The sequence below is a fragment of the Staphylococcus canis genome (assembly GCF_016238445.1).
Lineage (GTDB): Bacteria > Bacillota > Bacilli > Staphylococcales > Staphylococcaceae > Staphylococcus > Staphylococcus canis.
The window spans coordinates 1-24002 of the sequence record NZ_JABANU010000027.1 but is presented as its reverse complement, the minus strand read 5'-3'; the positions used below and the strand labels follow the sequence as shown (position 1 = coordinate 24002).

Annotated in this window: 25 protein-coding genes and 1 pseudogene; 7 read left to right on the top strand and 19 right to left on the bottom strand. The window is 34.1% G+C overall.

Annotated features, from left to right (window positions below):
* Nucleotides 1–165 precede the first annotated feature (165 nt).
* Together ftsW and HHH54_RS09500 are read right to left on the bottom strand one after the other, a co-directional pair.
* Nucleotides 166–1395 carry a cell division peptidoglycan polymerase FtsW gene (gene ftsW, locus HHH54_RS09505; protein WP_198618597.1) on the bottom strand — a complete coding sequence of 410 codons (1230 nt, stop codon included), beginning with the start codon at nucleotides 1393–1395 and terminating at the stop codon, nucleotides 166–168.
* A 64-nt stretch (nucleotides 1396–1459) separates the two neighbouring features.
* The gene (locus HHH54_RS09500; protein ID WP_198618596.1) at nucleotides 1460–1741 is read right to left on the bottom strand and encodes an Fpa/YlaN family protein; all 282 of its coding nucleotides are present in this window, start codon (nucleotides 1739–1741) and stop codon (nucleotides 1460–1462) included.
* A gap of 136 nt (nucleotides 1742–1877) precedes the next feature.
* On the opposite strand from HHH54_RS09500, the gene HHH54_RS09495 reads away from it, so the two are divergent.
* Together HHH54_RS09495 and HHH54_RS09490 are read left to right on the top strand one after the other, a co-directional pair.
* Complete coding sequence (locus tag HHH54_RS09495; RefSeq protein WP_198618595.1) at nucleotides 1878–2360, top strand: hypothetical protein; 483 nt, start codon at nucleotides 1878–1880, stop codon at nucleotides 2358–2360.
* 2 nt (nucleotides 2361–2362) lie between these two features.
* Complete coding sequence (locus tag HHH54_RS09490) at nucleotides 2363–2545, top strand: DUF2197 domain-containing protein (RefSeq protein WP_198618594.1); 183 nt, start codon at nucleotides 2363–2365, stop codon at nucleotides 2543–2545.
* Nucleotides 2546–2650: 105 nt separating this feature from the next.
* Here HHH54_RS09490 and HHH54_RS09485 read toward each other — a convergent pair whose 3' ends face one another.
* Both HHH54_RS09485 and typA read right to left on the bottom strand, forming a co-directional pair.
* Nucleotides 2651–3775, bottom strand: coding sequence for an NADH-dependent flavin oxidoreductase (locus tag HHH54_RS09485; RefSeq protein ID WP_198618593.1), 1125 nt, complete (start codon nucleotides 3773–3775; stop codon nucleotides 2651–2653).
* Between the two features lie 160 nt (nucleotides 3776–3935).
* Nucleotides 3936–5786, bottom strand: a complete 1851-nt coding sequence (gene typA / locus HHH54_RS09480) for a translational GTPase TypA (protein ID WP_198618592.1) — start codon at nucleotides 5784–5786, stop codon at nucleotides 3936–3938.
* 98 nt (nucleotides 5787–5884) lie between these two features.
* Here typA and HHH54_RS09475 point away from each other — a divergent pair, with 98 nt between their 5' ends.
* Entirely contained in the window at nucleotides 5885–6070 is a 186-nt protein-coding gene (locus HHH54_RS09475) for a DUF5325 family protein (RefSeq protein ID WP_198618591.1), read from the top strand.
* Between the two features lie 143 nt (nucleotides 6071–6213).
* Here the strand turns inward: HHH54_RS09475 and HHH54_RS09470 are convergent, their stop codons facing one another.
* Complete coding sequence (locus HHH54_RS09470) at nucleotides 6214–7035, bottom strand: inositol monophosphatase family protein (RefSeq protein ID WP_198618590.1); 822 nt, start codon at nucleotides 7033–7035, stop codon at nucleotides 6214–6216.
* 117 nt (nucleotides 7036–7152) lie between these two features.
* Between HHH54_RS09470 and HHH54_RS09465 the strand changes: the two genes are divergently transcribed.
* The gene (locus HHH54_RS09465; protein WP_198618589.1) at nucleotides 7153–7764 is read left to right on the top strand and encodes a YktB family protein; all 612 of its coding nucleotides are present in this window, start codon (nucleotides 7153–7155) and stop codon (nucleotides 7762–7764) included.
* Nucleotides 7765–7817: 53 nt separating this feature from the next.
* On the opposite strand, the gene HHH54_RS09460 is transcribed toward HHH54_RS09465, so the two are convergent.
* The 13 genes and pseudogenes from HHH54_RS09460 to HHH54_RS09400 form a co-directional block, all read right to left on the bottom strand.
* Nucleotides 7818–8531, bottom strand: a complete 714-nt coding sequence (locus HHH54_RS09460) for a DUF4064 domain-containing protein (protein WP_198618588.1) — start codon at nucleotides 8529–8531, stop codon at nucleotides 7818–7820.
* Nucleotides 8532–8661: 130 nt separating this feature from the next.
* Nucleotides 8662–9690 carry a lipoteichoic acid stability factor AuxB gene (auxB, locus tag HHH54_RS09455; protein WP_198618587.1) on the bottom strand — a complete coding sequence of 343 codons (1029 nt, stop codon included), beginning with the start codon at nucleotides 9688–9690 and terminating at the stop codon, nucleotides 8662–8664.
* Nucleotides 9691–9744: 54 nt separating this feature from the next.
* Nucleotides 9745–10818 carry an ABC transporter substrate-binding protein gene (locus HHH54_RS09450; protein ID WP_198618586.1) on the bottom strand — a complete coding sequence of 358 codons (1074 nt, stop codon included), beginning with the start codon at nucleotides 10816–10818 and terminating at the stop codon, nucleotides 9745–9747.
* Complete coding sequence (locus HHH54_RS09445) at nucleotides 10815–11627, bottom strand: ABC transporter permease (protein ID WP_198618585.1); 813 nt, start codon at nucleotides 11625–11627, stop codon at nucleotides 10815–10817. The genes HHH54_RS09450 and HHH54_RS09445 overlap by 4 nt, the downstream gene beginning before the upstream one ends.
* Nucleotides 11624–12430 (bottom strand): annotated as a pseudogene (locus tag HHH54_RS09440) (ABC transporter permease). Before HHH54_RS09440 ends, HHH54_RS09445 begins: the two are co-directional and overlap by 4 nt.
* Entirely contained in the window at nucleotides 12427–13497 is a 1071-nt protein-coding gene (locus HHH54_RS09435; protein ID WP_198618599.1) for an ABC transporter ATP-binding protein, read from the bottom strand. The pseudogene HHH54_RS09440 and the gene HHH54_RS09435 overlap by 4 nt, the downstream one beginning before the upstream one ends.
* Before the next feature lie 30 nt (nucleotides 13498–13527).
* A complete protein-coding gene (locus tag HHH54_RS09430) occupies nucleotides 13528–14067 on the bottom strand; it encodes a helix-turn-helix domain-containing protein (protein WP_198618584.1) in 540 nt (179 codons plus the stop codon).
* 104 nt (nucleotides 14068–14171) lie between these two features.
* Nucleotides 14172–14444 carry a UPF0223 family protein gene (locus HHH54_RS09425; protein WP_198618583.1) on the bottom strand — a complete coding sequence of 91 codons (273 nt, stop codon included), beginning with the start codon at nucleotides 14442–14444 and terminating at the stop codon, nucleotides 14172–14174.
* Between the two features lie 151 nt (nucleotides 14445–14595).
* Entirely contained in the window at nucleotides 14596–16002 is a 1407-nt protein-coding gene (gene lpdA / locus HHH54_RS09420) for a dihydrolipoyl dehydrogenase (protein ID WP_198618582.1), read from the bottom strand.
* Between the two features lie 3 nt (nucleotides 16003–16005).
* Nucleotides 16006–17298, bottom strand: a complete 1293-nt coding sequence (locus HHH54_RS09415) for a dihydrolipoamide acetyltransferase family protein (protein WP_198618581.1) — start codon at nucleotides 17296–17298, stop codon at nucleotides 16006–16008.
* A gap of 151 nt (nucleotides 17299–17449) precedes the next feature.
* Complete coding sequence (locus HHH54_RS09410; protein ID WP_198618580.1) at nucleotides 17450–18427, bottom strand: alpha-ketoacid dehydrogenase subunit beta; 978 nt, start codon at nucleotides 18425–18427, stop codon at nucleotides 17450–17452.
* A 3-nt stretch (nucleotides 18428–18430) separates the two neighbouring features.
* On the bottom strand, nucleotides 18431–19543 hold the full coding sequence (gene pdhA / locus HHH54_RS09405; protein ID WP_198618579.1) for a pyruvate dehydrogenase (acetyl-transferring) E1 component subunit alpha: 1113 nt from the start codon (nucleotides 19541–19543) through the stop codon (nucleotides 18431–18433).
* Between the two features lie 155 nt (nucleotides 19544–19698).
* Entirely contained in the window at nucleotides 19699–20331 is a 633-nt protein-coding gene (locus tag HHH54_RS09400) for a YkyA family protein (protein ID WP_198618578.1), read from the bottom strand.
* Between the two features lie 268 nt (nucleotides 20332–20599).
* Between HHH54_RS09400 and def the strand changes: the two genes are divergently transcribed.
* The gene (gene def / locus HHH54_RS09395) at nucleotides 20600–21151 is read left to right on the top strand and encodes a peptide deformylase (RefSeq protein WP_198618577.1); all 552 of its coding nucleotides are present in this window, start codon (nucleotides 20600–20602) and stop codon (nucleotides 21149–21151) included.
* A gap of 132 nt (nucleotides 21152–21283) precedes the next feature.
* Here the strand turns inward: def and HHH54_RS09390 are convergent, their stop codons facing one another.
* Entirely contained in the window at nucleotides 21284–21559 is a 276-nt protein-coding gene (locus HHH54_RS09390) for a hypothetical protein (protein ID WP_232796311.1), read from the bottom strand.
* Between the two features lie 371 nt (nucleotides 21560–21930).
* On the opposite strand from HHH54_RS09390, the gene HHH54_RS09385 reads away from it, so the two are divergent.
* Nucleotides 21931–22146 carry a DNA-dependent RNA polymerase subunit epsilon gene (locus HHH54_RS09385; RefSeq protein ID WP_198618576.1) on the top strand — a complete coding sequence of 72 codons (216 nt, stop codon included), beginning with the start codon at nucleotides 21931–21933 and terminating at the stop codon, nucleotides 22144–22146.
* Complete coding sequence (rnjA, locus tag HHH54_RS09380) at nucleotides 22146–23825, top strand: ribonuclease J1 (RefSeq protein ID WP_198618575.1); 1680 nt, start codon at nucleotides 22146–22148, stop codon at nucleotides 23823–23825. The genes HHH54_RS09385 and rnjA overlap by 1 nt, the downstream gene beginning before the upstream one ends.
* The last annotated feature ends 177 nt before the right edge of the window (nucleotides 23826–24002 follow it).

Sequence of the window (24002 nt, the reverse complement as noted above, 5' to 3'; positions counted from 1 at the left end):
ATAATTTCAGAAATAGAATATTAGTTATTTCTAGGATGTTTGTAAGTGAACATAAAAAACGTACCAAGTCACTAAAAATAGCAACTTAGTACGTTTTATCTTCACCAACCGACGTTGACAAAGAGCCGAAATAATCACTAACCGTTATTATGTAATAAGTATAATTTATCGTCTATTGATAGATTTAACTTTCATTTCATAGCGTTTTTTCGCTTCGTCATATTTAATTTGTTTACCTATAATGAGCAATAATCCCATCGCGATACTCAAACTCATCATAGAAGAACCACCAAAACTAATAAATGGCAAAGGCACACCTGTTAAAGGAATTAATCCTGAGATACCTCCCAAATTTACAAACGTTTGTAAACCAATGTAACTTGCTATACCTACACATACTAGTTTGTAGAAATAAAAACGTGTTAATGAAGCTAAAGTAAAAGCACGGTACACGATAAAGAAGATTAGTCCTAAAACAACCAATGCACCTACAAGTCCTAATTCCTCGCAAATAATAGCAAAAATAAAATCAGTATGCGGTTCTGGTAAATAGCCCAATTTCATAATACTATTGCCAAGACCTCTACCAAATAACCCGCCGTTACCTATTGCTAATAACGAGTTGGCTAAATGATAACCAATCCCATCTTCATAGTTGAAAGGATTTTCAAGGGCACTAAAGCGTGCGGTTAAATAGTCCGGTAAAATATTAATATGAAACACAAAGATGAAAATAAAACCTACTAACACACCAAGTGCAGCATACATTCCTATTTTCAATAAGTTCTTAACTCCTATACCGGAATAGACGATGATACTAAAAAATATCCCGCCAATAAGTAAAGTTTGCCCAACATCTTTTTGCATTAACACAAGCGTTAAACAAAAGCCAACTAATCCGATGGGTGCAAGAATAGCAGTCGGTTTACGTTGAATCTCACGTCGTTTACGCTCAATAATATACGGTACGTATAAAATGATTGCGATTTTTAAAAGTTCTGACGCTTGTAAATTCATAAAACCTAAATTCAACCAACTTTTAGAACCATTAATTTCACTACCAAATACTAATGTCGCAAATAGCAACAGAATAATAGCAGCCATGATTCCTAGTTGGAATGTTCTATTTTTCAAAAGTCTCACATTCATGATGTAAGCCATTATAAAAACAATAATAAACCCTATAATGACATACACTAACTGTCTCGTGTAAAAATAAGTTCCTGAAACAGGTATACCTCCTGTTAAAGTCCCTCTCGTCGCTGCCACCATACTTGCACTATAGACCATTGTTAAACCAATGAAACACAGTGCGAGGTAAGCAATTAATAATGGAAAATCGATATATTTAGAGGTTCTCAAAATATATCGAAAGCGTTTCTTCATATTATTCATATGTGATGATCATCCATTCCATCTCAATGATGTCAAAATAAACACGGATACTAAAATAGTAAACTTATTTTGACACTTTAGTATATGCTTCATGTAACTTTGATAATTCTTTTTCAAGACTAAGCATCAAATCTTTACCATCTTTAGAATCAACTAAGCCAATGTTTACCGCAAAATCAACCTCTTTTTGTAAGCCATACATTTGTGTATCTAATACTTCTTCGTACAACGCACATTGAGGCAAAGTTAAATTATCTATTTGAACTTTTATTAATTGTAAAATACGGTCAGCATCTTTATGCAATTGGTCATACGCAACTGATTCAAAATGATTTTGTTTACTCAAAACGTACTCCCCCTATCATTTATGTCTTTATAAAAAAATTCTATCTTATCCCCTATTAAAAAGCAAGTAAATATGGAGTACGTACCGTGACAAATATGATAAACTAAATAATAATCATACTTAGGGAGTGCATATCATGATTCAAATTAAAGGGTTAGTTAAATTTCCAATTACTTTAGATAGTACAACTTGGATTTTTGACGATAGAAAAGTTACATTAAAAGACTTAGAGAATGGTGTATTTGAGGGTGAAAAACCTATTAAATTTGAAGACAATAGAGAATGGAACCGCGCGATTCTCGAAGGTCAAACAAACCCACCTACTTTAAACTCTGAAATTGAATATAAAAAGCGTGCGGTTTTAAAAGATTCTTTTGTTATTAATATGACTCCATTTTTTAAAAATGCTGAGCCACAAGAGAATGCTTCAATAATCCGTTTATCCAATACACAAGATTCTATTGATATTCCATTTAATCTTTTACCTTATCTCTTCTTCCAATTTGCAAAAGATGGTAAACGTTTATACGACGATAATGGTGTTGATAGTTTTGTCTATATTCCAGAAGAAGGTTATCAATACCAATTTAAACATGTCACACATATAGAGGTGGTATAGGTATGCGTAAAGTCACATGTATTCTCTGTGACACTGAAGTTTTACTAGACGAACACACATTACTTGCAAAGCAACTGAGAAATCATCCAATTAAAACGTTTATGTGTGATGAGTGTAAAAGTAGGGTCGATACACCAAAACAAAAGAAAGCTACATTTTCTAAGCATTACGATCTAAATCAATAAATCTATACATGTATTTTATATTAACTCTAAAATAAGGTTGTAATAAGCGCCAGATTAAATTATATCAATGGCGATGTTACAACCTTATTTGGATTATTATATTTTTTATTTATTGGGTTTAGGAGATGGATACATACCTTCTGCAAACGCATCCCAAATCGCATCTGGTAAATCATGCTTATCTTCTCTTGTTTTATCAAAATATGAAATAATATCATCAGGATGTCCAGTTTCAATTTTATGAATAAATTGTGGGTCAAATAATAGTTCTCTACCTAAACATACAAGTGGTACACCTGTATCTAATGCATCCACTGCATCTTGAGCAGTAAAAATTGAGCCGACACCGATAAGCGGCATACGATAATCGATCCATTTTAATAATAAATCAATACGTTTTTGGCCTTTATATTCACCTTCTCGTGTTTCAGAATGAATATCCATTAATGAAACATGTAAATAATCAAGTGGCTTTTCGATTAATTCATCCACTAAACGCTTTGTAAGTTCCATTGTGATACCTGGATCTTCAGCTTCTTCTGGTGAAAAACGGTATCCAACAATAAAATCTTCTGGAGCCTCTGCTTTAACAATACGAAGCACTTCATCAACGATTGCCATTGGGAAACGTAATGGTTCTCCCCATTCATCTGAACGTCTATTATAGTATGGCGATACAAATTGGTGAATTAAATAGTGATTGGCACCGTGAATCTCAATCCCGTCAAATCCTGCTTCAATCGCTAAATGAGTCGCGTAACCAAAATCTTTAATCGCTTGTTGAATTTCTTCAACTGTCATCTCACGTACATCATGTGGTTCGCTTTTTCCAAAACCAATTGTTGAAACTTCACTAGGTCCTTTAACATCACCGTTAGGTACAAGTTCAGGTAATGCTTTAGCACCTCCATGGTGTATTTGTAAGACTGCTTTTGTACCATTCGTTTGAAGTGTTTGAGCTAATGTTTTTAAACCTTCAAGATCTGCTTCTTTTGAAACAGACGGCTCGCCAGGAAATGCTTTACCTTCTACGTTAGTATAGCTCGCCGCTGTAATTGCTAAACCAACATCTTCTGCGCGCGTCTTAATGTAACTTAATTCGATGTCAGATATAGTACCATCTTCATGAGATAATGTGTGTGTCATTGGAGCAAGTACAAAACGGTTTTTTAGTGTTTGACCGTTCGGTAAAGTTAACGATTTAAATAAAGGCTCAAATTTTTGATCCATTCTAATTCCTCCTTCTTCAACAATACTATTATAATATATGCGAAATCATCAATAAATCAATTTGATTACTATTCACTTTTTATAGGATTGATGTTCTAAAATTTTAGCCAACAAAATAAGGCTGAGACCGTATGTTTTAGTCTCAACCTTTTACAATATATTATTTATTTTCGTCTTCCATCATTTGTTTAAGACGTTTTGCTTCTTTTTCACGTTGTCCTTTGTTTAAAATTTTCTTTCTCAAACGTACATTTTCTGGTGTTACTTCTACTAATTCATCGTCATCAATAAATTCTAAAGCCTCTTCTAATGTTAAAATTCTAGGTCGTTTCATTGTCTCAGTTTGATCTTTAGTTGCTGAACGAACATTAGTCTGATGCTTAACTTTTGTAATATTAACAGTTAAGTCATTTTCACGATTATTTTGACCAACAATCATCCCTTCATATACTTCTGTTCCCGGCTCCATAAAGTTCACACCGCGGTCTTCTAAATTTAAAATAGCATATTCACTGGCTTTACCCTGGTCCATTGAAACAAGTACACCGTTACGACGACCACCGATACGTCCTTTAATACGTGGTCTAAACTCATCGAAAGTATGGTTGATGATACCATAACCACGTGTCATTGACATAAATTCAGTCGTATAACCAATTAGACCACGCGCAGGAACATTGAAAATTAAACGTGTTAAGCCATTATCTGTCGTAACCATGTCTACCATTTCACCTTTGCGACGACCCAATGATTCAATGACTGCTCCTGAATATTCTTCAGGCACTTCAGCTTGTACACGCTCAAAAGGTTCATGAAGTACACCATCAATTTCTTTAAGAATTACTTGTGGTTTAGATACTTGTAACTCGTAACCTTCACGTCTCATATTTTCAATTAATATTGATAAATGTAACTCACCACGACCTGCTACTACCCATGCGTCAGGTGAATCTGTTGGCGTCACTTTTAATGAGACGTCTGTTTCTAATTGATTATCTAAACGTTCTTGAATTTGTCGTGCTGTCACATATTGACCTTCTCGTCCCGCAAATGGAGAGTTGTTCACTTTAAATGTCATTTCTAATGTTGGTTCATCAATTCGTAAAACAGGTAAAGCTTCTTGGTGATCTTGTGGTGTAATTGTTTCACCAACATTGATGTCTTCCATACCTGATACAGCGATGAGATCACCTGCATATGCTTCTTGGATTTCTTCACGTTTTAAACCAAAGTAACCAAAAATCTTAGTGACGCGGAAGTTTTTAATAGAACCGTCTAATTTAAGCAATGACACATGCTCTCCGACACGCATTGTTCCACGGAAAATACGACCTACTCCAATACGACCCACGTAGTCATTATAATCTAATAATGCTGGTTGGAATTGAAGCGGTTCATCTCTATTATCGATAGGAGCTGGTACATATTCTAGAATTGTTTCGTATAAACATTGCATATTTTCATCTTGTTCATCCGAATTTAAGCTTGCAGTACCATTAACCGCCGAGGCATATACCACAGGAAATTCAAGTTGTTCGTCATTTGCTTCAAGTTCGATAAATAAATCTAATACTTCATCTACAACAGCTTCTGGACGTGCAGCAGGTTTGTCGATTTTATTCACTACGACAACTGGTTTTAGGTCTTGTTCTAAAGCCTTTTTAAGTACAAAACGTGTTTGTGGCATTGTACCTTCATATGCATCCACAACAAGAACTACACCATCTACCATTTTCATGATACGTTCTACTTCACCACCAAAATCTGCGTGTCCTGGTGTATCAAGAATATTGATACGTGTATCTTTATAGTCTACAGCTGTATTTTTAGCAAGAATCGTAATGCCACGTTCTCTCTCGATATCATTTGAATCCATAGCACGTTCTTCAACATGTTCATTCTCACGAAAAATACCTGATTGTTTTAATAATTCATCGACTAGTGTCGTTTTACCATGGTCAACGTGAGCGATAATCGCAATATTACGAACATCTTCTCTAAATTTTGTCATTCTTTTATTTCCTTTCTTGGGTAAATTACCACTTTCTTTTGCAACTCGTTTATTATATCATATATATGGATTTAAGAAATAGTAAGGTGGTTATATAGATGAAGAAATCTAAAACAATATTTTTTGTCCTTGCAATCATTGCTGTTCTTTTCTTAACACTATTTAGTTTTGCCATTGCAGCTTCTAATATCTTGTGGATGGGTGTTACTTTTCTCCTTTTAATGGCTACTTTAGGATATGGCTTTACACTTAAGAAAAAATATAAGCAAAATAATTGGTTTTAAACGTATATATAAAGTATTAACAACTTTCAAGTCTTCATATTTAAACATTGAATGGAATATAAGGGGCTGAATCATCCATGTTTGTTTATTTACATGGTATTTCAGCCCCACTCTCTTTTATCCACTTTTAAATCATTTCAAACTTACTTAGAGTTTTTAAAATGATCATGTAACTCCGTTAAAAATTCATGATGTGGTTTTAAATATTGCTCTAAAATTTCCTGATGAATCCCTTTATTCCCAACTACAACTGAATTAGGATGTGTAATAGACAATGTTTCACCTAAAAAGTTCGTGATTTCTCCTCCAACTTCCTTAAGTATGATTAAACCTCCAGCATAATCCCATGGTTGTAATCTTGGTGTGAGATAAGCTGCGAGTTGGCCTAAAGCTACATATACGATTTCAAGTGCAGCTGAACCATATGCACGTGCACTTCTAGAATCATTAATAATCGGATGTAACATCATGCCAAGTTTGGGTTTAGTAAGCCAATTTGGATTCATCCCGATAATACTTTTAGCCACACTTGTATCTTCCAATTTTGGAATTAAAACTTCATTTTGATAGGCACCTTGCCCACTTCTAGCATGGTACAATACGTCACGCATCACATCATATACAAAACCAGCATAAGGCTGTCCATCTTTAAAAATACCCACCGATACTGCAAAATGCTCACGCTGATGTATAAAATTTAACGTACCATCAATTGGATCAATCACCCAAACGATACCTTCTGAAGAGTCTACATGATGACCATGCCCTTCTTCACCTATAATGACATGATTAGGGTACGTTTCCTTAATTTGATTGACCAAAAATTCTTCAATAGCTTTATCAACATTAGTAACAAGATCATTTGGGTTCGATTTCTCTTCAATATTTAAATCCTCATGCATCCACTTACGGATATTATTTCCAGCTTCTAAGACAAGGCTTTTAGCATAATCATATAAGTACATTTTCTTCACTCCTATTGCTTCTTATTATACATGAAATACGATTAACTTAAATGTATTTAGAATTTTATTATGCTACAATTAAGTCAATTTAAAACCATAAATATAAGGAGTGGAACTATGACAACTTACACGTTTCAACCTGATGATTTCAAAGTGTTTGAGGTCGACGGGTTAGACGCTCGAATGGAAGCATTGGAAGCACATATAAGACCGCAATTAAATGCACTTGGTGACTACTTTTCGGAGTATCTCACTTCTTTAACAGGAGACACATTTTATGCTCACGTTGCCAAGCATGCACGCCGTACAGTTAATCCTCCTAAAGATACGTGGGTGGCATTCTCGACAAATCAACGTGGATATAAAATGATGCCGCATTTTCAAATCGGTTTATTCGAAGATCACCTTTTTGTCATGTTTGGCTTTATGCATGAAGATAAAAACAAATTTTCAGATGCACAACATTTCGAATCCAAAATTGAGAAAATCTTAAACTTACCCGAGGACTTTCAAATCTCATTAGATCATACCCAACCTCATAAATCTCAAATTAAAGAAATGACTGAATCTGAAATTTTAAAAGGTATAGAACGTGCAAAAAACGTTAAAAAAGGAGAGTTTTTCATTGCACGTTCAATCGACCCTCAATCTAAGTTTTTAAAAAACGATAAAACCTTTTTAGCCTTCATTGAAGAAACCTTTTCACAATTACTCTCATTTTACGATTAATTAAACTATAAAAGAGGTTAAGATATTAACTACCTTAACCTCTTTTGAATCAATTATTTATTTTTAAAATCATCAAAACGATCTTGGGCTTTATTTTGTAAGTGATCTTTTTCATCAGTCACTCTTGATTTAAAATCGTTTTGACCGTTGTGATGTCTGTCATTGTTTTGGAAACGTTCTTTCTCTTCGTTCACTTTAGATTTGAAATCGTTTTGACCATTATGACGTAAATCGTTACGATCACGTTCTACATCATTGCGATTTCTATCATGATTTGGATTTACAGGACGTCCACCGTTGTGATGATTTACACCATTTTTAGGTTTACGTGCAAGTAACATGATGCCAGCAATTAACCATAAGATTGCTGCAATAAGACTTCCACTAAGGAAGAATCCAATTAACGCTGCAAGAATTAATAACACTCCTGCTAAAACACGTTTTCTAAATAAAAATACTGCAATTAATGCTAAAAGTAATGGAATTCCGAATGGAATAAGTAGTGATGCAAATGAGCCACTTTGGTTAGCAATTTCATTTGCGTTTTGACCTTGTTCATTTAAAGCTTGTTGAACATCTTTATTTTGCGCGAGTTTAGGTAAAAATGAAACCCCTACTGCTGCAAGAATTGTCCAAATTAAGTGTAAAATAATACCAATCCAAGTTAACGCTTTTTCTGCTGTTCTCTTTATATAACCATGGTTATGATTATGGTTATTAAAGCGATTTGGATCATTTTCATTATTATAAACATAACGATCTGCCATATTATCAACCTCCTAACTCACTATTACCTTGTTTTTTTATCTTTAAACCTATAAATTACATTTAATTGTCAAATCGAATCAAAAAAGACAAGGATATGTAATATACACACCTCGTCCTTTTTCAACACTATCACTCATCGTGTTCTTGATTTTGTTCTTTTGCCTTTTTTTGCTGTAACTTCAAACGATCATCAAAATTTTTGCGTCGCTCTACCGTAGCACTTGGACGACTTTTTCGTTCTGCTTTAGCATCTGCTCTTTTTTGTTTACGCGCTTCTCTTAAACGTGCTTTCTCAGCCTTCTTCTGTTCTTTACGAGCTTCTTTTTCAGCCTTTAAATCCTCATATCTCGTATCTTGAGTCACATATGCATCAGAATGCTCTGCATGATTTGAAAGACTCTCCATATTTTGTTGGTCTATCTCACTATCACTACTGTGAATTTGTTCTGATTCATTATATTCATTCATATCGTTGTAACTATCATGATTGTTCGTTTCATCCGATTTAGATTTGATAGGCTTATGATTATACTTTGCTGTTCGAGATAATACTTCAGGCTCACTTTCATCTGAATCAAGCGATGTATTTTGCGTGTCAATGCCATTATCACGTTCAGGCATTGCTGTAGGTCTTTCGCGTACTTCAGATGTATGAAAACGTGCAGTATCTTCGTTGTCATATTCAGGTTCATAATATACTGCTTCTCGTTCAACATAGCCTTTTCTAATAAACATCATCATCGCAACAATAAAGAAAAATAACGGAACTAAAATAAAGAATACAGGAATTGTGATAATAGCAGTTATGAGAAATAGTAATCCTGATACTATTCTATAGTTCATTGAAATCAATGCTAAGAATGAAATTAATAAACAAATAATTAAATAAACTATAAAAGCCCATACACCGTTTTGAAGCATAATGACTAATTGTGTTGCAGTCATATTATTATTAGCTAAGATATCCTGAAAAAAGCTATTATTTGCAATATTATTCTCTAGACTTTGGATTGAATTTTCATTACTAAATAGCACTAATCCAAAGAACATTGCTACAATGGTCATAGCTAATAGCAATATCCAACTGAGCCATCCCAATATTTTTTCGGCTACACGACTTGGTGGACGCTTTATCTGATTATATGCATCTCCAACCATAATCTCACTCCCTATTCGTTTGTAAGCACTCATTCTATCATAAAGTTTAAAGGTTTATAATGCCATTTTAAAGTTTAAAAATCGCTCATTGTACTCACTTAAAATAGCTGGTCCTAAATCCCGATAAACTTCCAACCGTTTTTGTTCTGATTTTGTCGGATAAACTCGTTCATCATTTCTTAAATCTTCTGGTAACATTTGACGTGCCTTTTTATTTGGTGTTGCATATTCGACCCATTCAGTATTTCGTTTATTAATATCTGGTCGATGTAGAAAATTAATAAATTTATGCGCACCTTCTATATTTTGTGAGGTTTTAGGAATAACCATATTATCAAACCATAAGTTCGAACCCTCTTTAGGTACCACATAATTAAAACGATCATCATTATGGAAAATTGGCGCAGCAGAGCCACTCCATATTACAGCTACATTAGCCTCATGTTGTTCTAACATCATAGATACTTCATCGCCTACAACACCTTTAATATTAGGTGAAAAGTTTTTAAGGTTTTGTTCTGCTTTTTCTAAGTGGGCTGTATTAGTATCATTTAAACTGTAACCTAAATTATTAAGTGATAAACCTATAATCTCACGTGCACCGTCTACAAAAATGACATCATTTTTAAGTTGAGGATTTTTTAAATCATTCCAACTTTCAAAGTTTATGTTTGGGTAAACTGTTTGATCATAAATAATTCCTACTGTACCAAAAAAATACGGTATCGAATATTTATTATGAGGATCAAAGGGTTGATTTAGATAATTTTGATCAATATATTTTAAATTAGGAATTTTGCTATGATCAATTGGATTAAGTAAATGCGCTTTTGTCATTTTTTCAATTGTATAGTCACTTGGAAATGCCACGTCATAACGTGTACCACCATTTCTAATTTTTGCTTCCATTGCTTCATTTGAATCAAAAGTCTCATAGACTACGCGAATCCCTGTTTCTTTCTCAAATTCCTTAATCACTTCTGGATCAATATATTCTCCCCAATTATAGACATATAAACTTTCTTGTGCAGCATTACTATGCTTTCCATGATTTAAAAAATAACCTATCCCTAAGCTGAGTACACCCAATACAATTGCACCTACAATTAATTGTATGAACTGTTTCATAATATAGCACCTCTACTCTGAGCCAAAGCTTTCTTTTTACGATGTCTTAAGTATTGATATAATCCCAGTCCAATCATAATAACCAAAAATAAAAGCGTTGAAATTGCATTAACCTCCATACTAATGCCACGTCTAGCCATCGCATAAACTTCTACAGACAATACACTAAATCCATTTCCAGTAACAAAAAAACTTACTGTAAAATCATCTAAAGAATAAGTAAGTGCCATAAAAAAACCACCAATGATTCCTGGCATTAAATGCGGTATGACAATTTTATTAAGCAATTGAAACTCTGTTGCTCCTAAATCACGTCCCGCATTAAGCATTGATGCATTCATCTCATATAGTTTTGGTAGTATTACAATGACTACAATAGGTATAGAAAAAGCAATATGTGAAATTAAAACCGAAAACATACCTAAACCAAATCCTGTTATTTGCCCTAAAGCAGTAAACATAATTAAAAATGAAGCACCAATCACGACATCTGAGGAGACCATTAACACATTATTTAAAGTTAAAATTGAAAGTTTAAAACACTGATGACGAATCGAATAAATAAACAAAGCACCAAATAACCCTATTACAGTTGACACAGCCGCTGATATAAGTGCTATCGCAACTGTATTAAAAATAACTTGTAATAATTTTTTATTCTCCATTAAACTTTGGTAGTGTGATAACGTAAATCCCTCGAACTTGACCATATTCCCACCACTATTAAATGAATATAGCATTAGAAAAAAGAGTGGGAGGTATAGTAAAAATAAGAGTATATATAAATAAAACTTTCCATACCATTTCATCGCATGAGGCCTCCCTTATTTTTAGTACGTGTTAGTATAAGTACAATTGCCATAAATAGCACTAAAAATAGTGCGATTGTTGATCCCATGCCATAATTTTGAATCACTAGAAATTGCTCTTCGATTGCAGTACCAATATTGACAACCTTATTTCCAGCAATTAATCGTGTAATCATAAATAGTGAAAGTGCTGGAATAAATGTAACTTGTATTCCTGTTTTAATACCCTCTTTAGTTAATGGGACAATCACTTTACGCATCACTGTCATTTTGTTAGCGCCTAGATCTTGAGCAGCCAGTATTAGCGGCTCTGGGATATCTTTCATGCTATTGTATATAGGTAATAACATAAACGGGATATAAATATAAGCTGCTACAATGATAAATGCAGGTGCAGTAAACAATAAATCTTGAGTTGGTAGGTTAAATAAACTCAAAATTCGATTGATAAGACCATCATGACTTAAAAGACCAATAAATGCATAAGTCTTAAGAAGTAAATTTATCCATGTTGGAATAATCATCAGAATAAGCCACGTTGATGCATGTGCTGATTATTTAATCCAATATGCCGCAGGATAGCTAATAATCAAACAAATCATTGTAATAATCAATGCATACAGTATCGAATACCCTAACATTTTCAGATAGGTTCCAGATAAAAACTGTTTATAGTTCATTAAAGAAAAATGTCCAGATTGATCGAGCAAAGAAAAGTAAAATAATAGGATAAGCGGTAAAATAATAAAAACGATAATCCATAATATATACGGAATTGCTAAAATACGATTCAAGTTCTTCATGAAGATACTCCATATCCTTCAATTCTTTTATCAAACTCTTCTTCAGTTTCTCCTGGAACCATAATGTGTATCGCATCTGGAACAAAATATAGACCTACACATGCATTAATTTCTACGTTTTTAGTAGATTGAATCGTCCATTCATACCCTTTTCTATCTCTACATATCATTTCATAATGCACACCTCTAAACAAAGAAGAAACTACTGTTGCTTTAAACAACCCATCTGCTTCAGATACGATTTCAATGTCTTCAGGTCTAATAACAACATCAACCTTTGTGTTAGAAGGGATATCTTTGTCAACACAATCAAAGTCTTGACCATATATATTCACGACGTAGTCCCTAATCATAGTCCCTTCAACAATATTTGACTCTCCAATGAAATCAGCAACGTAACGATTTACAGGCTCATCGTAAATATTAGTCGGGGTATCAAACTGCTCGATTCGTCCTTCTTTCATGACAATAATGTAGTCACTTAACGCGAGTGCTTCTTCTTGGTCATGTGTAACAAAAATGAACGTAATTCCTAGACGTGATTGTAAAGCTCTTAACTCGTATTGCATTTCTGTTCTAAGCTTTAAATCTAAAGCGGATAATGATTCATCTAACAATAATATATCTGGTTCATTTACAATTGCACGTGCGATTGCAATTCGTTGCTTTTGACCACCACTTAATGCTTGAATATCACTATTACGATATGATTCTAACTTCACGAGTTTAAGTGCATCCGTAACTTTTTGTTCAATTTCATGCTTTGGTAATTTTTTTAACCTTAATCCAAAAGCTATATTCTCATAAACATTTAAATGCGGGAATAATGCATAGTCTTGAAACACTGTATTGACCTGACGTTGATTCGATGGGATATGATTGATTCGCTCACCTTTATAAATGATATCTCCGGAATCTGGACTTTCAAAACCAGCAATAAGTTTTAATACAGTTGTTTTTCCACATCCTGATGGTCCTAATATCGTGTAAAACAATCCACTTTCAAGCTCTAAGTCAATCTTTTTCAACACTCGATGATCTTGATAGCTTTTAGTGATATTTGTCATTTTTAAAAATGGTTTCAATATAAACTCCTCCTATAAATATGATGAGGTCGCAACAATCATCACTTTTGTAGGTTGATCACTTACATTTAATAATTGGTGCGTCATATGTGCTTTAAAATAAAAGGCATCTCCTTTAGTCGCATGATAAAGTGTTTCTCCATATTTTAAAGCGATGGTCCCTTCTAAACAGTAAACAAATGTATCAGAAGATGCAGGTTCAAAACTTTTGTAATTTGATTTTGGTAAAATTGTTAAGATTAATGGCTCCATTTCATGTTCATTTGACGTGCGGACTGGCCATTGCAATAAATAACCAACATCTGATGCGTCGTATGTATGTTGTTCACTTTTAGGGTATAAGAGTTTTTGATTTTCATCAAAGTCAAAAAAAGCTTTTGGCGTTGTGCCGAGCACCTCTAAAATATTTAAAAATGTCTCCATACTTGGTGATGTTTTATTACTTTCAATTTGAGAAATATAACCTTTTGATAAGTCCGTACGTTCTCCTAATTCTTCTTGGGTTAAATTTTTAAAACGTCTTAAATCTTTTAATTTCTGACCAATTTCCATTTTCAGTACTCCTAATAAAAAAAGCTATAACTTGTTTACTTTTACTAAACATTTTGTTTAATACTTTATAAAAATAACAAATTACAGCTTAAATTACAATACTTTTATTGATTTGATAACGTTTTCAATTCACTATTCTTTTTAGCGACCTGAATAACAGGATAACTATCATACCCACTGCTTTTTTTAAACGTTTCAAAGATATTTTTTTCATCCGCTTTTCCGGGAACTACAGTTTTAAAATCACGATACGCTTCTAGTAATGTATCGCGATCTACAGATTTTTCGTAATAATCTTCAATTTTATTGAAAAATTGAATGACTTTAAGCATTTCATCTTGTGTCCAGTCTACATCTATCGGATATTGATACTCCATGTTTGTCACCTCGATTATAAAACTATAATATAAATATTATTTCAGAATAGAACCTCTATAATACTGTATTGATACAATATATAAAAGCTAACTATTTTTAATAAAATAAGGGTTAAGACTCTAAAAGCCCTAACCCTTAATATATTGAAAATTACATTGTGTGAATAGGTAAACCTAAAGCTTTTTCAGCTGCTTCCATGCTCATTTCACCTAAAGTTGGGTGAGCGTGAACAGTTAAAGCAACATCTTCAGCATTCATACCTGCTTCAATTGCAAGACCTAACTCAGCAATTACGTCTGATGCACTTGAACCTACAACTTGAGCACCGATTAAAGTGTCATCTTCTTTAAGTGTGATTAACTTAACGAAACCGTTTGTATCGTTTAATGATAATGCACGACCATTAGCTTGGTATGGGAATTTAGAAGCTTTGTATTCAATGCCCTCTTCTTTGGCTTGTGCTTCAGTGTAACCCACTTGTGCTAATTCAGGCTCAGTGAAACATACAGCTGGCATACCAATGTAGTCTACTTCTGCATTTTGACCTGAAATTGCTTCAGCAGCAACTTTTGCTTCGTAGCTTGCTTTATGTGCAAGTGGTAATCCTGGAACGATATCACCAATTGCGTAGATACTGTTTACTGAAGTACGGCCTTGTTTATCAACTTCGATTAATCCACGATCAGTTAATTTAACACCGATTTCTTCAAGACCTAATTCGTCTGTATTTGGACGACGTCCTACAGTAACTAAAACGTAATCAGCTTCGATTGTTTTTTCTTCACCTTTAACTTCGTAAGTTACTTTTACGCCGTTATCTGTTTCTTCAGCAGATTTAGCTAAAGCCCCAGTTTCAATCGTCATACCTTTAGCTTTCATGCCTTTTTTAACTGGTGCAACCATTTGTTTTTCAAATCCACCAAGGATTTCTTTAGCACCTTCAAGAATTGTAACTTCAGTACCAAAGTTTGCATAAGCTGTACCTAATTCAGAACCAATATAACCGCCACCTACAACAACTAATTTTTTAGGTACTTCTTGTAAGTTTAATGCACCTGTTGAGTCTAAAATGCGGCCACCGAATTCAAAGTTAGGAATTTGGATTGGACGTGAACCTGTTGCAACAATCGCATTTTTAAAGTTATAAGTTTGTGCACTCTTATCGTCCATTACGCGTAAGCTATTACCATCAACGAAGTAAGCTTCACCACGAACAATTTCAACTTTGTTACCTTTAAGTAATGATTCAACACCACTAGTTAATTTATTTACAACTGAACCTTTGAAATCTTGTACTTTGTTGAAGTCTAAAGATACATTATCAGCTGTTACACCTAGATCAGCACCGTGTTGTGCTTGTTCAAAGCGATGAGAAACATTTAATAAAGCTTTTGATGGGATACATCCAACGTTAAGACATACACCACCTAAGTTGCCTTTTTCAACGATTGTTACTTTTTGACCAAGTTGTGCTGCACGAATAGCTGCAACATAACCACCTGGACCTGCACCGATAACTATAGTATCTGTTTCAATTGGAAAATCTCCGACTACCATATTTTACCCCTCCATTAATAATAGTTCTGGATTGTTTAATAAACGTTTGATGTGATTCATTGCGTTTTGACCAGTAGCGCCATCAATTTGTCTGTGGTCAAAGCTTAATGATAATGCTAGTACTGGAGCAGCTACAATTTCACCATCTTTAACGATAGGTTTTTGAGCAATACGTCCAATACCTAAGATTGCAACTTCTGGATGGTTAATTACAGGTGTAAACCATTGACCACCAGCAGAACCAATATTACTAATAGTACATGTTGCACCTTTCATTTCGTCAGGTGTTAATTTACCATCACGTGCTTTTACAGCAAGTTCATTGATTTCATCTGAAATTTCGAACATAGATTTACGGTCAGCATGTTTAACAACTGGCACTAATAAACCTCTTTCAGTATCAGCTGCGATACCGATGTTCCAGTAGTGTTTATGCACGATTTCACCAGCCTCTTCATTAAATGAAGTGTTAAGTGCTGGGTATTTTTTAAGTGCAGACACTAATGCTTTCACAACGTATGGTAAGAATGTTAACTTCGTACCTTGTTCTGCAGCGATTTCTTTGAATTTCTTACGGTGATCCCATAATTCTTGAACATCAATTTCATCCATTAATGTTACGTGTGGTGCAGTATGCTTAGAATTAACCATTGCTTTCGCAATTGCTCTACGCATTGCTGGAATTTTTTCAGTTGTTTCAGGGAAGTCACCTTCAGCAGATGCTGCTGGTGCTGTTGAAGTTGCTTCTTGAGTAGATTCAGTTGAAGCTGTTTCTTCAGTAGTAGTTGCTGCTTGACCACCACCGTTTAAGTATGCGTCAACGTCCTCTTTTGTAATTCTACCATTTTTACCTGTACCATTAACAGCTTTAATGTTTACATTGTTGTCACGAGCATATTTGCGTACTGATGGCATAGCTTTAACGCGTTTGCTTTCATCAACATCTTCTTCGTTTTGTTGAGGGGCTTCTGCTGCTTTCTCTTCTTCTTTTGGTGCCTGTTCTTCTTCTTTAGAAGATGAATCATCATGACCACCTTTGAATTCCATATCTTCAGCATCAGGTGCGTCAATCTTAACAATAACATCTCCAACCACTGCAACTGTACCTTCTTCTACTACCACTTCTTCAACAGTACCTGTTACAGGAGATGGAATTTCAACAACTGACTTGTCGTTTTGAACTTCACATAACACATCATCTTCTTCAATTTGGTCTCCGGCTTTAACAAACCATTTTACAATTTCACCTTCGTGGATACCTTCACCAATGTCTGGTAATCTAAATTCAAATGCCACGTTTTTTCCTCCTAAATTAAGTTCTAGTTTTATTAATGTACAAAACACAATGGAGAAGGCTCGAACTCATAAATCTATTAAAGATTATACATTCAGTCGCTTTCTCCAAAAGTGTCAAAAATTAAAATCTTACTAATTTATCTATAATGAATTAAAATTCTAAAGTTGCTTTAGCTTGTTCTACGATGTCATTTTTGTTTGGTAACCAAACATTTTCAGCTTGAGTAAATGGATAAATTGTGTCTGGTGCTGCTACACGTCCAATTGGTGCTTCTAATGAAAGAATAGCACGCTCAGATAATTCAGCAACAACATTAGCACCTACTCCAGCTTGTTTTTGTGCTTCTTGAACTACAACTACACGTCCAGTTTTTTCAGTTGAAGCAACAAGTGTATCGATATCTAATGGTTGAACTGTTCTTAAGTCAATTACTTCTACTGAGTATCCTTCTTTTTCAAGATCTTCAGCAGCTTTTAATGATTCTTGAACCATTGCACCATAAGTGATGATTGTTAAATCAGTACCTTCGCGTTTTACATTCGCTTTACCTAATTCAATAGTATATTCTTCTTCAGGTACTTCTTCACGGAATGAACGGTATAATTTCATGTGTTCTAAATAAACAACTGGGTCGTTGCTGCGGATACTTTCAATTAATAATCCTTTAGCATCATAAGGGCCTGATGGAATAACAACTTTCAGACCTGGTGATTGTGCTAATAAACCTTCTAAGTTATCTGCGTGAAGTTCTGGTGTGTGTACACCACCACCAAATGGTGAACGAATTGTTACAGGTGCAGCTTTTGAGTTACCAGTACGGAAACGATGACGCGCAATTTGACCTGCTACTGAGTCAAATACTTCAAATACGAATCCTAAGAATTGGATTTCCATAATTGGACGATAACCTTGTGTAGTAAGACCTAATGCTAAACCACCAATACCTGACTCTGCTAAAGGTGTGTCGAATACACGGTCTTCACCGAATTCTTTTTGTAAACCTTCACTTACACGGAAAACCCCGCCGTTAACACCAACGTCTTCACCAAATAACAAAGTGTTTTCGTCATTTTTAAGTTCAGTTGCTAGCGCATTGTTAATCGCTTGAACCATTGTCATTTGTGCCATGGCTTATTTCGACTCCTTCTCTTTATGAATTTCATATTGTTCTGCAAGGTTTTGTGGCATATCTTCGTACATGATTTCCATTAATGAAGTTACTGTTTGTTTTTCAGTGTTGTCTGCTTCTTTAATTGCAGCTTTGATTTCTTGTTTAGCTTGCTCAATTACTTCATTTTCTTTTTCTTCAGACCATAAACCTTTATTTTCTAAATATTTTCTGAAACGTACTAATGGGTCTTTTTTCTCCCATTCAGAGTCTTCGTCAGATGTTCTATATTTAGTAGGGTCGTCACCAGCCATTGTGTGTGGACCATAACGATAAGTCATTGTTTCAATTAATGTTGGACCTTCACCAGCAATTGCACGGTCACGAGCTTCTTTAGTTGCTTGGTATACTGCTAACGCATCCATACCATCTACTTGGATTCCAGGGATACCCACTGCAATCGCTTTTTGTGCTAAAGTTTTAGCAGCTGTTTGTTTTTCACGTGGTGTTGAAATTGCATAGTTGTTGTTTTGAATTACAAAGATTGCTGGTACTTTGTAAGCTGATGCAAAGTTGATACCTTCATAGAAGTCACCTTGTGAAGAACCACCATCACCAGTATAAGTGATAGCTACTGCACTTTTACCACGTTTTTTAAGACCAAGTGCTACACCCGCTGTTTGGATGTATTGTGCACCGATAATAATTTGTGGACTTAAAGCATTAACACCTTCAGGCATTTGGTTACCAATAAAGTGACCACGTGAGAATAAGAAAGCTTTAGTTAATGGTAAGCCGTGCCAAATAAGTTGAGGCACATCACGATAACCAGGTAAAATAAAGTCATCTTGTTCTAATGCAAATTGTGATGCTAATTGTGATGCTTCTTGACCAGCTGTAGGTGCATAGAAACCTAAGCGTCCTTGTCTATTTAATGAAATAGAACGTTGGTCTAAAATACGAGTCCAAACCATTCTTCTCATTAATTCTACTAATTGATCATCAGATAAATCTGGTAGTAAATCTTCGTTAATAACATTTCCGTCTGTATCTAAGATTTGAACCATTTCAAATTTCGATTCAGTATCTTTCAATACTTTTTCAGCATCGAATTGGGCTTTTAACTTAGCAGCCATTCAATTCACCAAACCTTTCCCGTTTATATATTTCTTCAACAACTATTTTAACACAAATCTGTTGAACTGTTAAATAGTTAATTAAAAGTTCTGTAACAGTTGATTTCACGACAGTTATACAAACTGTTATACTACTTTTTTGAAACTGTTATAGTTTATTCGTTTAAGTATTGTTGGACATCCCTTTGAGCTCGTTGGGATTTCTTGATTGCATCTGTATACGCTTTCACGTTATTACTCAATTTTTTTCGTGATTCATTTAAAGCTTTTGATTTTTGATCTACAATTTCTTGAGTTCCTGATTGCCCTTGTAAATATTTAAATAAATCTTGTTCCTTATTTACAACATCTTTATAACCTTTAATGTAATCTTCATGTTTGTCGTAACGCGTTTCTATAGTTTGGTTATATTTTTCAAACGCTTTTTGCTTTTCTTCGTCTTCAATGTGTGACACTTCATTTTTGAAGTCATTAAATTTTTTCTTAGATTTCTTCACAATTGCTTCTTCTTTATTGACTTCTTTTGCTATTTGTTGATCTTTATCTAATACTTGTTGAATTTCATTTTGAACATCCGGTATATTTGACCCACTAATTTTTTCAATCGGCGCTTTCTTACTATTTTCTAACTTCTCAATTTTTTGACCTATAGCTTGTGTAGGCCCTTCAATTTTTTGAAGTTGTTGCAATCCGTCACTATAATTTCCTATGTACTCATCATCATTATTACAAGCTGTTAATAAAACTGACGTTAAAAGTAAAATTCCGGCTGTTTTTTTAAATCTCATCGCCTCTAATCCTCCTTCAATTGTCAATGGCTATATTAATGAAAAAGTTTTGAGAAATCAAATATTTGTAAAGCATAAATGATTAAGTTTGTGTTACAGTTATTAATGCCAAAACGATAATTTGAATTTTGCGTAAGTATCAATATCAAAGTCTATCAAAAGTGATGACGATTGAAGCTTCATCATTAAGCAATATAAGCTATATATTTACTTTAGTGACGTAGCATATTAAAATTTGATATATTGATTTTAAGGAAGGTGTCAAAATATGTTAACAATGAAAGATATTATTCGCGATGGACATCCAACACTTCATCAAAAAGCAGAACCGGTTCAATTTCCACTATCAGACGAAGATCGTCAAACATTGAATGACATGCTTACATTCTTGCATAACAGTCAAGATCCGGAAATCGCAAAAAAGTATAATTTACGTAGTGGCGTTGGTCTTGCAGCACCTCAAATTAATGTACCAAAACGCATGTTTGCAATCTACTTACCGGATGATGGCAATGGCAAAAGTTATGACATGGTCATTATTAACCCGAAAATTGTCAGTCACAGTGTACAAGAAGGTTATTTACCAACTGGAGAAGGTTGCTTAAGTGTAGATAGAGATATCCCTGGATTAGTGCACCGTCATTATCGTATTAAATTAAAAGGATATGATATGGAGGGAAATGAAATCAGCTTAAGATTAAAAGGTTATCCTGCTATCGTATTTCAACATGAACTAGACCATTTAAACGGTGTTATGTTCTATGAGCATATCAATGATAATGACCCACTCACACCACATGAAGGTGCTATCGAAGTGTAAAAACATCCATATAACGATTTTAATTCTAAAGAACCACTTGGATATAGCATAACTTTTGAGCGACAATAACTTCACGCTACTAAAAGTCTGTATATCTAGTGGTTCTTATAATGTTTAAAATATATACTTGTTTTACATAAAAATGTCACGTCGTTCATGACAAGTAATACCTAATTCTTCTATATGTTTCTTAACTGCTTCAAAGGTCTCCATGTCCATTCTTTCTGGGTCATGATTATGCTTAATAAAATGATGCTCACTATGATTAACTTCTGGTTCCTGATATTCAAAAAACATGGTTACTTCTTCATGTCTGATTTCAAATTGAATCGATTCAAGTCGTTTATCGGTACGATTGTGTTCTGCTTTGACTGCTTCAACTAATTGATTGACACTTTTCATAGCCATCACCTTTTCCTCAAATATTAAGTTTTTCTGCATCTTTGTTATCTTTAACAGTTTACCACATTCTACTTTATTTCTTCTATATTATCATGTAAAATAAATAACAACTGAGTGTACCTTAAACTAGTATAAGTACGTCTAATAGTAAACTTTTTCAATGTTTTAAGAAGTGAACTGTGAAGGTACTTGTATGAAAAACAGCTCAATTAAGAACGGATTATCAATTACATTACACTAGCATCTTAGTATCACTAACGATGAATTGAATGACGCTTCATGTGATTTTGTACGTATTCAATTCATATTTTTTATTTATTAAGATGTAGAGCGATAATGTCAATATATATGTGTTTAACCAATAGGAGGAAATCTTAATGTCAATTTTTAAAGTATTTTATCAACATAACCGAGACGAAGTGATTGTACGTGAAAACACACAATCAATTTATGTTGAAGCAGAAACAGAAGAACAAGTTCGTCGTTATTTAAAAGATCGTAACTACAATATTGAATTCATAACTAAAATTGAGGGCGCACATTTAGATTATGAAAAACAATCTGAACATTTTAATGTGGAGCAAGCATTATAATGAAACAACTTCATAAAAATGAAGTCGGAGTTTATTCACTCGGCGGTCTAGGTGAAATTGGTAAAAACACCTATGCTGTGGAGTATAAAGATGAGATCGTCATTATTGATGCAGGTATTAAATTTCCAGATGACAACTTACTCGGTATCGACTATGTCATCCCTGATTATACGTATCTGGTTCAAAATCAAGATAAAATTGTCGGTCTTTTCATCACGCATGGACATGAAGACCATATTGGTGGTGTGCCCTATTTACTCAAACAAATCAACATTCCAATTTATGGTGGTCCATTAGCTTTAGGTCTCATTCGTAATAAACTTGAAGAACACAATTTATTACGTAGAGCAGAATTGAATGAAGTCAATGAAGAAACAGTCATTCGCTCGAAACATTTTAATATTAGTTTTTATTTAACAACGCATAGTATACCTGAAACATATGGTGTCATTGTTGATACTCCTGAAGGTAAAATTGTACACACAGGTGACTTTAAGTTTGATTTTACACCAGTAGGAGCACCAGCAAATATTTCGAAGATGGCACAACTTGGGGACGAAGGTGTTTTATGTTTGTTATCTGACTCAACTAACTCTTTAGTTCCTGACTTTACTTTGAGCGAACGCGAAGTTGGACAAAATGTCGATAAAATTTTCAGAAATTGTACAGGTCGTATCATATTCGCTACTTTTGCTTCAAATATTTACCGCGTTCAGCAAGCTGTTGAAGCTGCAGTCAAATATGACCGCAAAATTGTCACGTTTGGTCGTTCTATGGAAAATAATATTAAAATAGGTACAGAGCTTGGTTATATTAAAGCGCCACCTGAAACATTTGTAGAACCAAATAAAATTAACAGTATTCCAAAACATCAATTGTTAATTCTATGTACAGGATCACAAGGTGAACCAATGGCAGCGTTGTCAAGAATCGCTAATGGTACGCACAAACAAATTAAAATTATCCCTGAAGATACTGTTGTGTTCAGTTCATCTCCAATTCCTGGTAATACAAAAAGTATTAATCGTACAATTAATGCTTTATACCAAGCTGGTGCTGAAGTGATCCACAGTAAGATTTCTAACATCCATACTTCTGGGCATGGTTCTCAAGGCGATCAACAGTTAATGCTACGATTAATGAAACCTAAATATTTCCTGCCAATCCATGGTGAATACCGCATGTTGGTTGCACATGGTCAAACAGGTATTGATTGCGGTGTTAAAGAGGAAAATGTATTTATACATGACATTGGTGATGTGCTAGCGTTAACACGAGATTCAGCTCGCACAGCAACACGCATTCCATCAGGTAATGTACTCGTAGATGGTAGTGGTATTGGAGATATCGGAAATGTGGTTATCCGTGACCGTAAATTGTTATCTGAAGAAGGTCTTGTGATTGTCGTTGTTAGTATTGATTTTAATACAAATCAACTATTATCTGGTCCAGATATCATTTCACGCGGCTTTGTTTATATGCGCGAATCAGGTCAACTCATTTACGATGCTCAGAAAAAAATTAAGCAAGACGTTATTTATAAATTGAATCATAATGACTCAATACAATGGCATCAAATCAAATCTTCTATTATTGAGACACTGCAACCTTATCTATACGAAAAAACAGCACGTAAGCCAATGATATTACCGGTTATTATGAAAGTAAATGAAAATTAATAAAAAAACAGTAGTAGTATCTATAATCTAGATACACTACTGTTTTTTATGGTTCTATAATAAATCGGACTGGTGGCATTTAAATTATAAATGTTGCTTGTCCGATTTTTTACTTTTTAGATGCAAAAAGACGCAATGACCTCTATTATTAAAAGTGCCAAAACCATAATAAAGGAG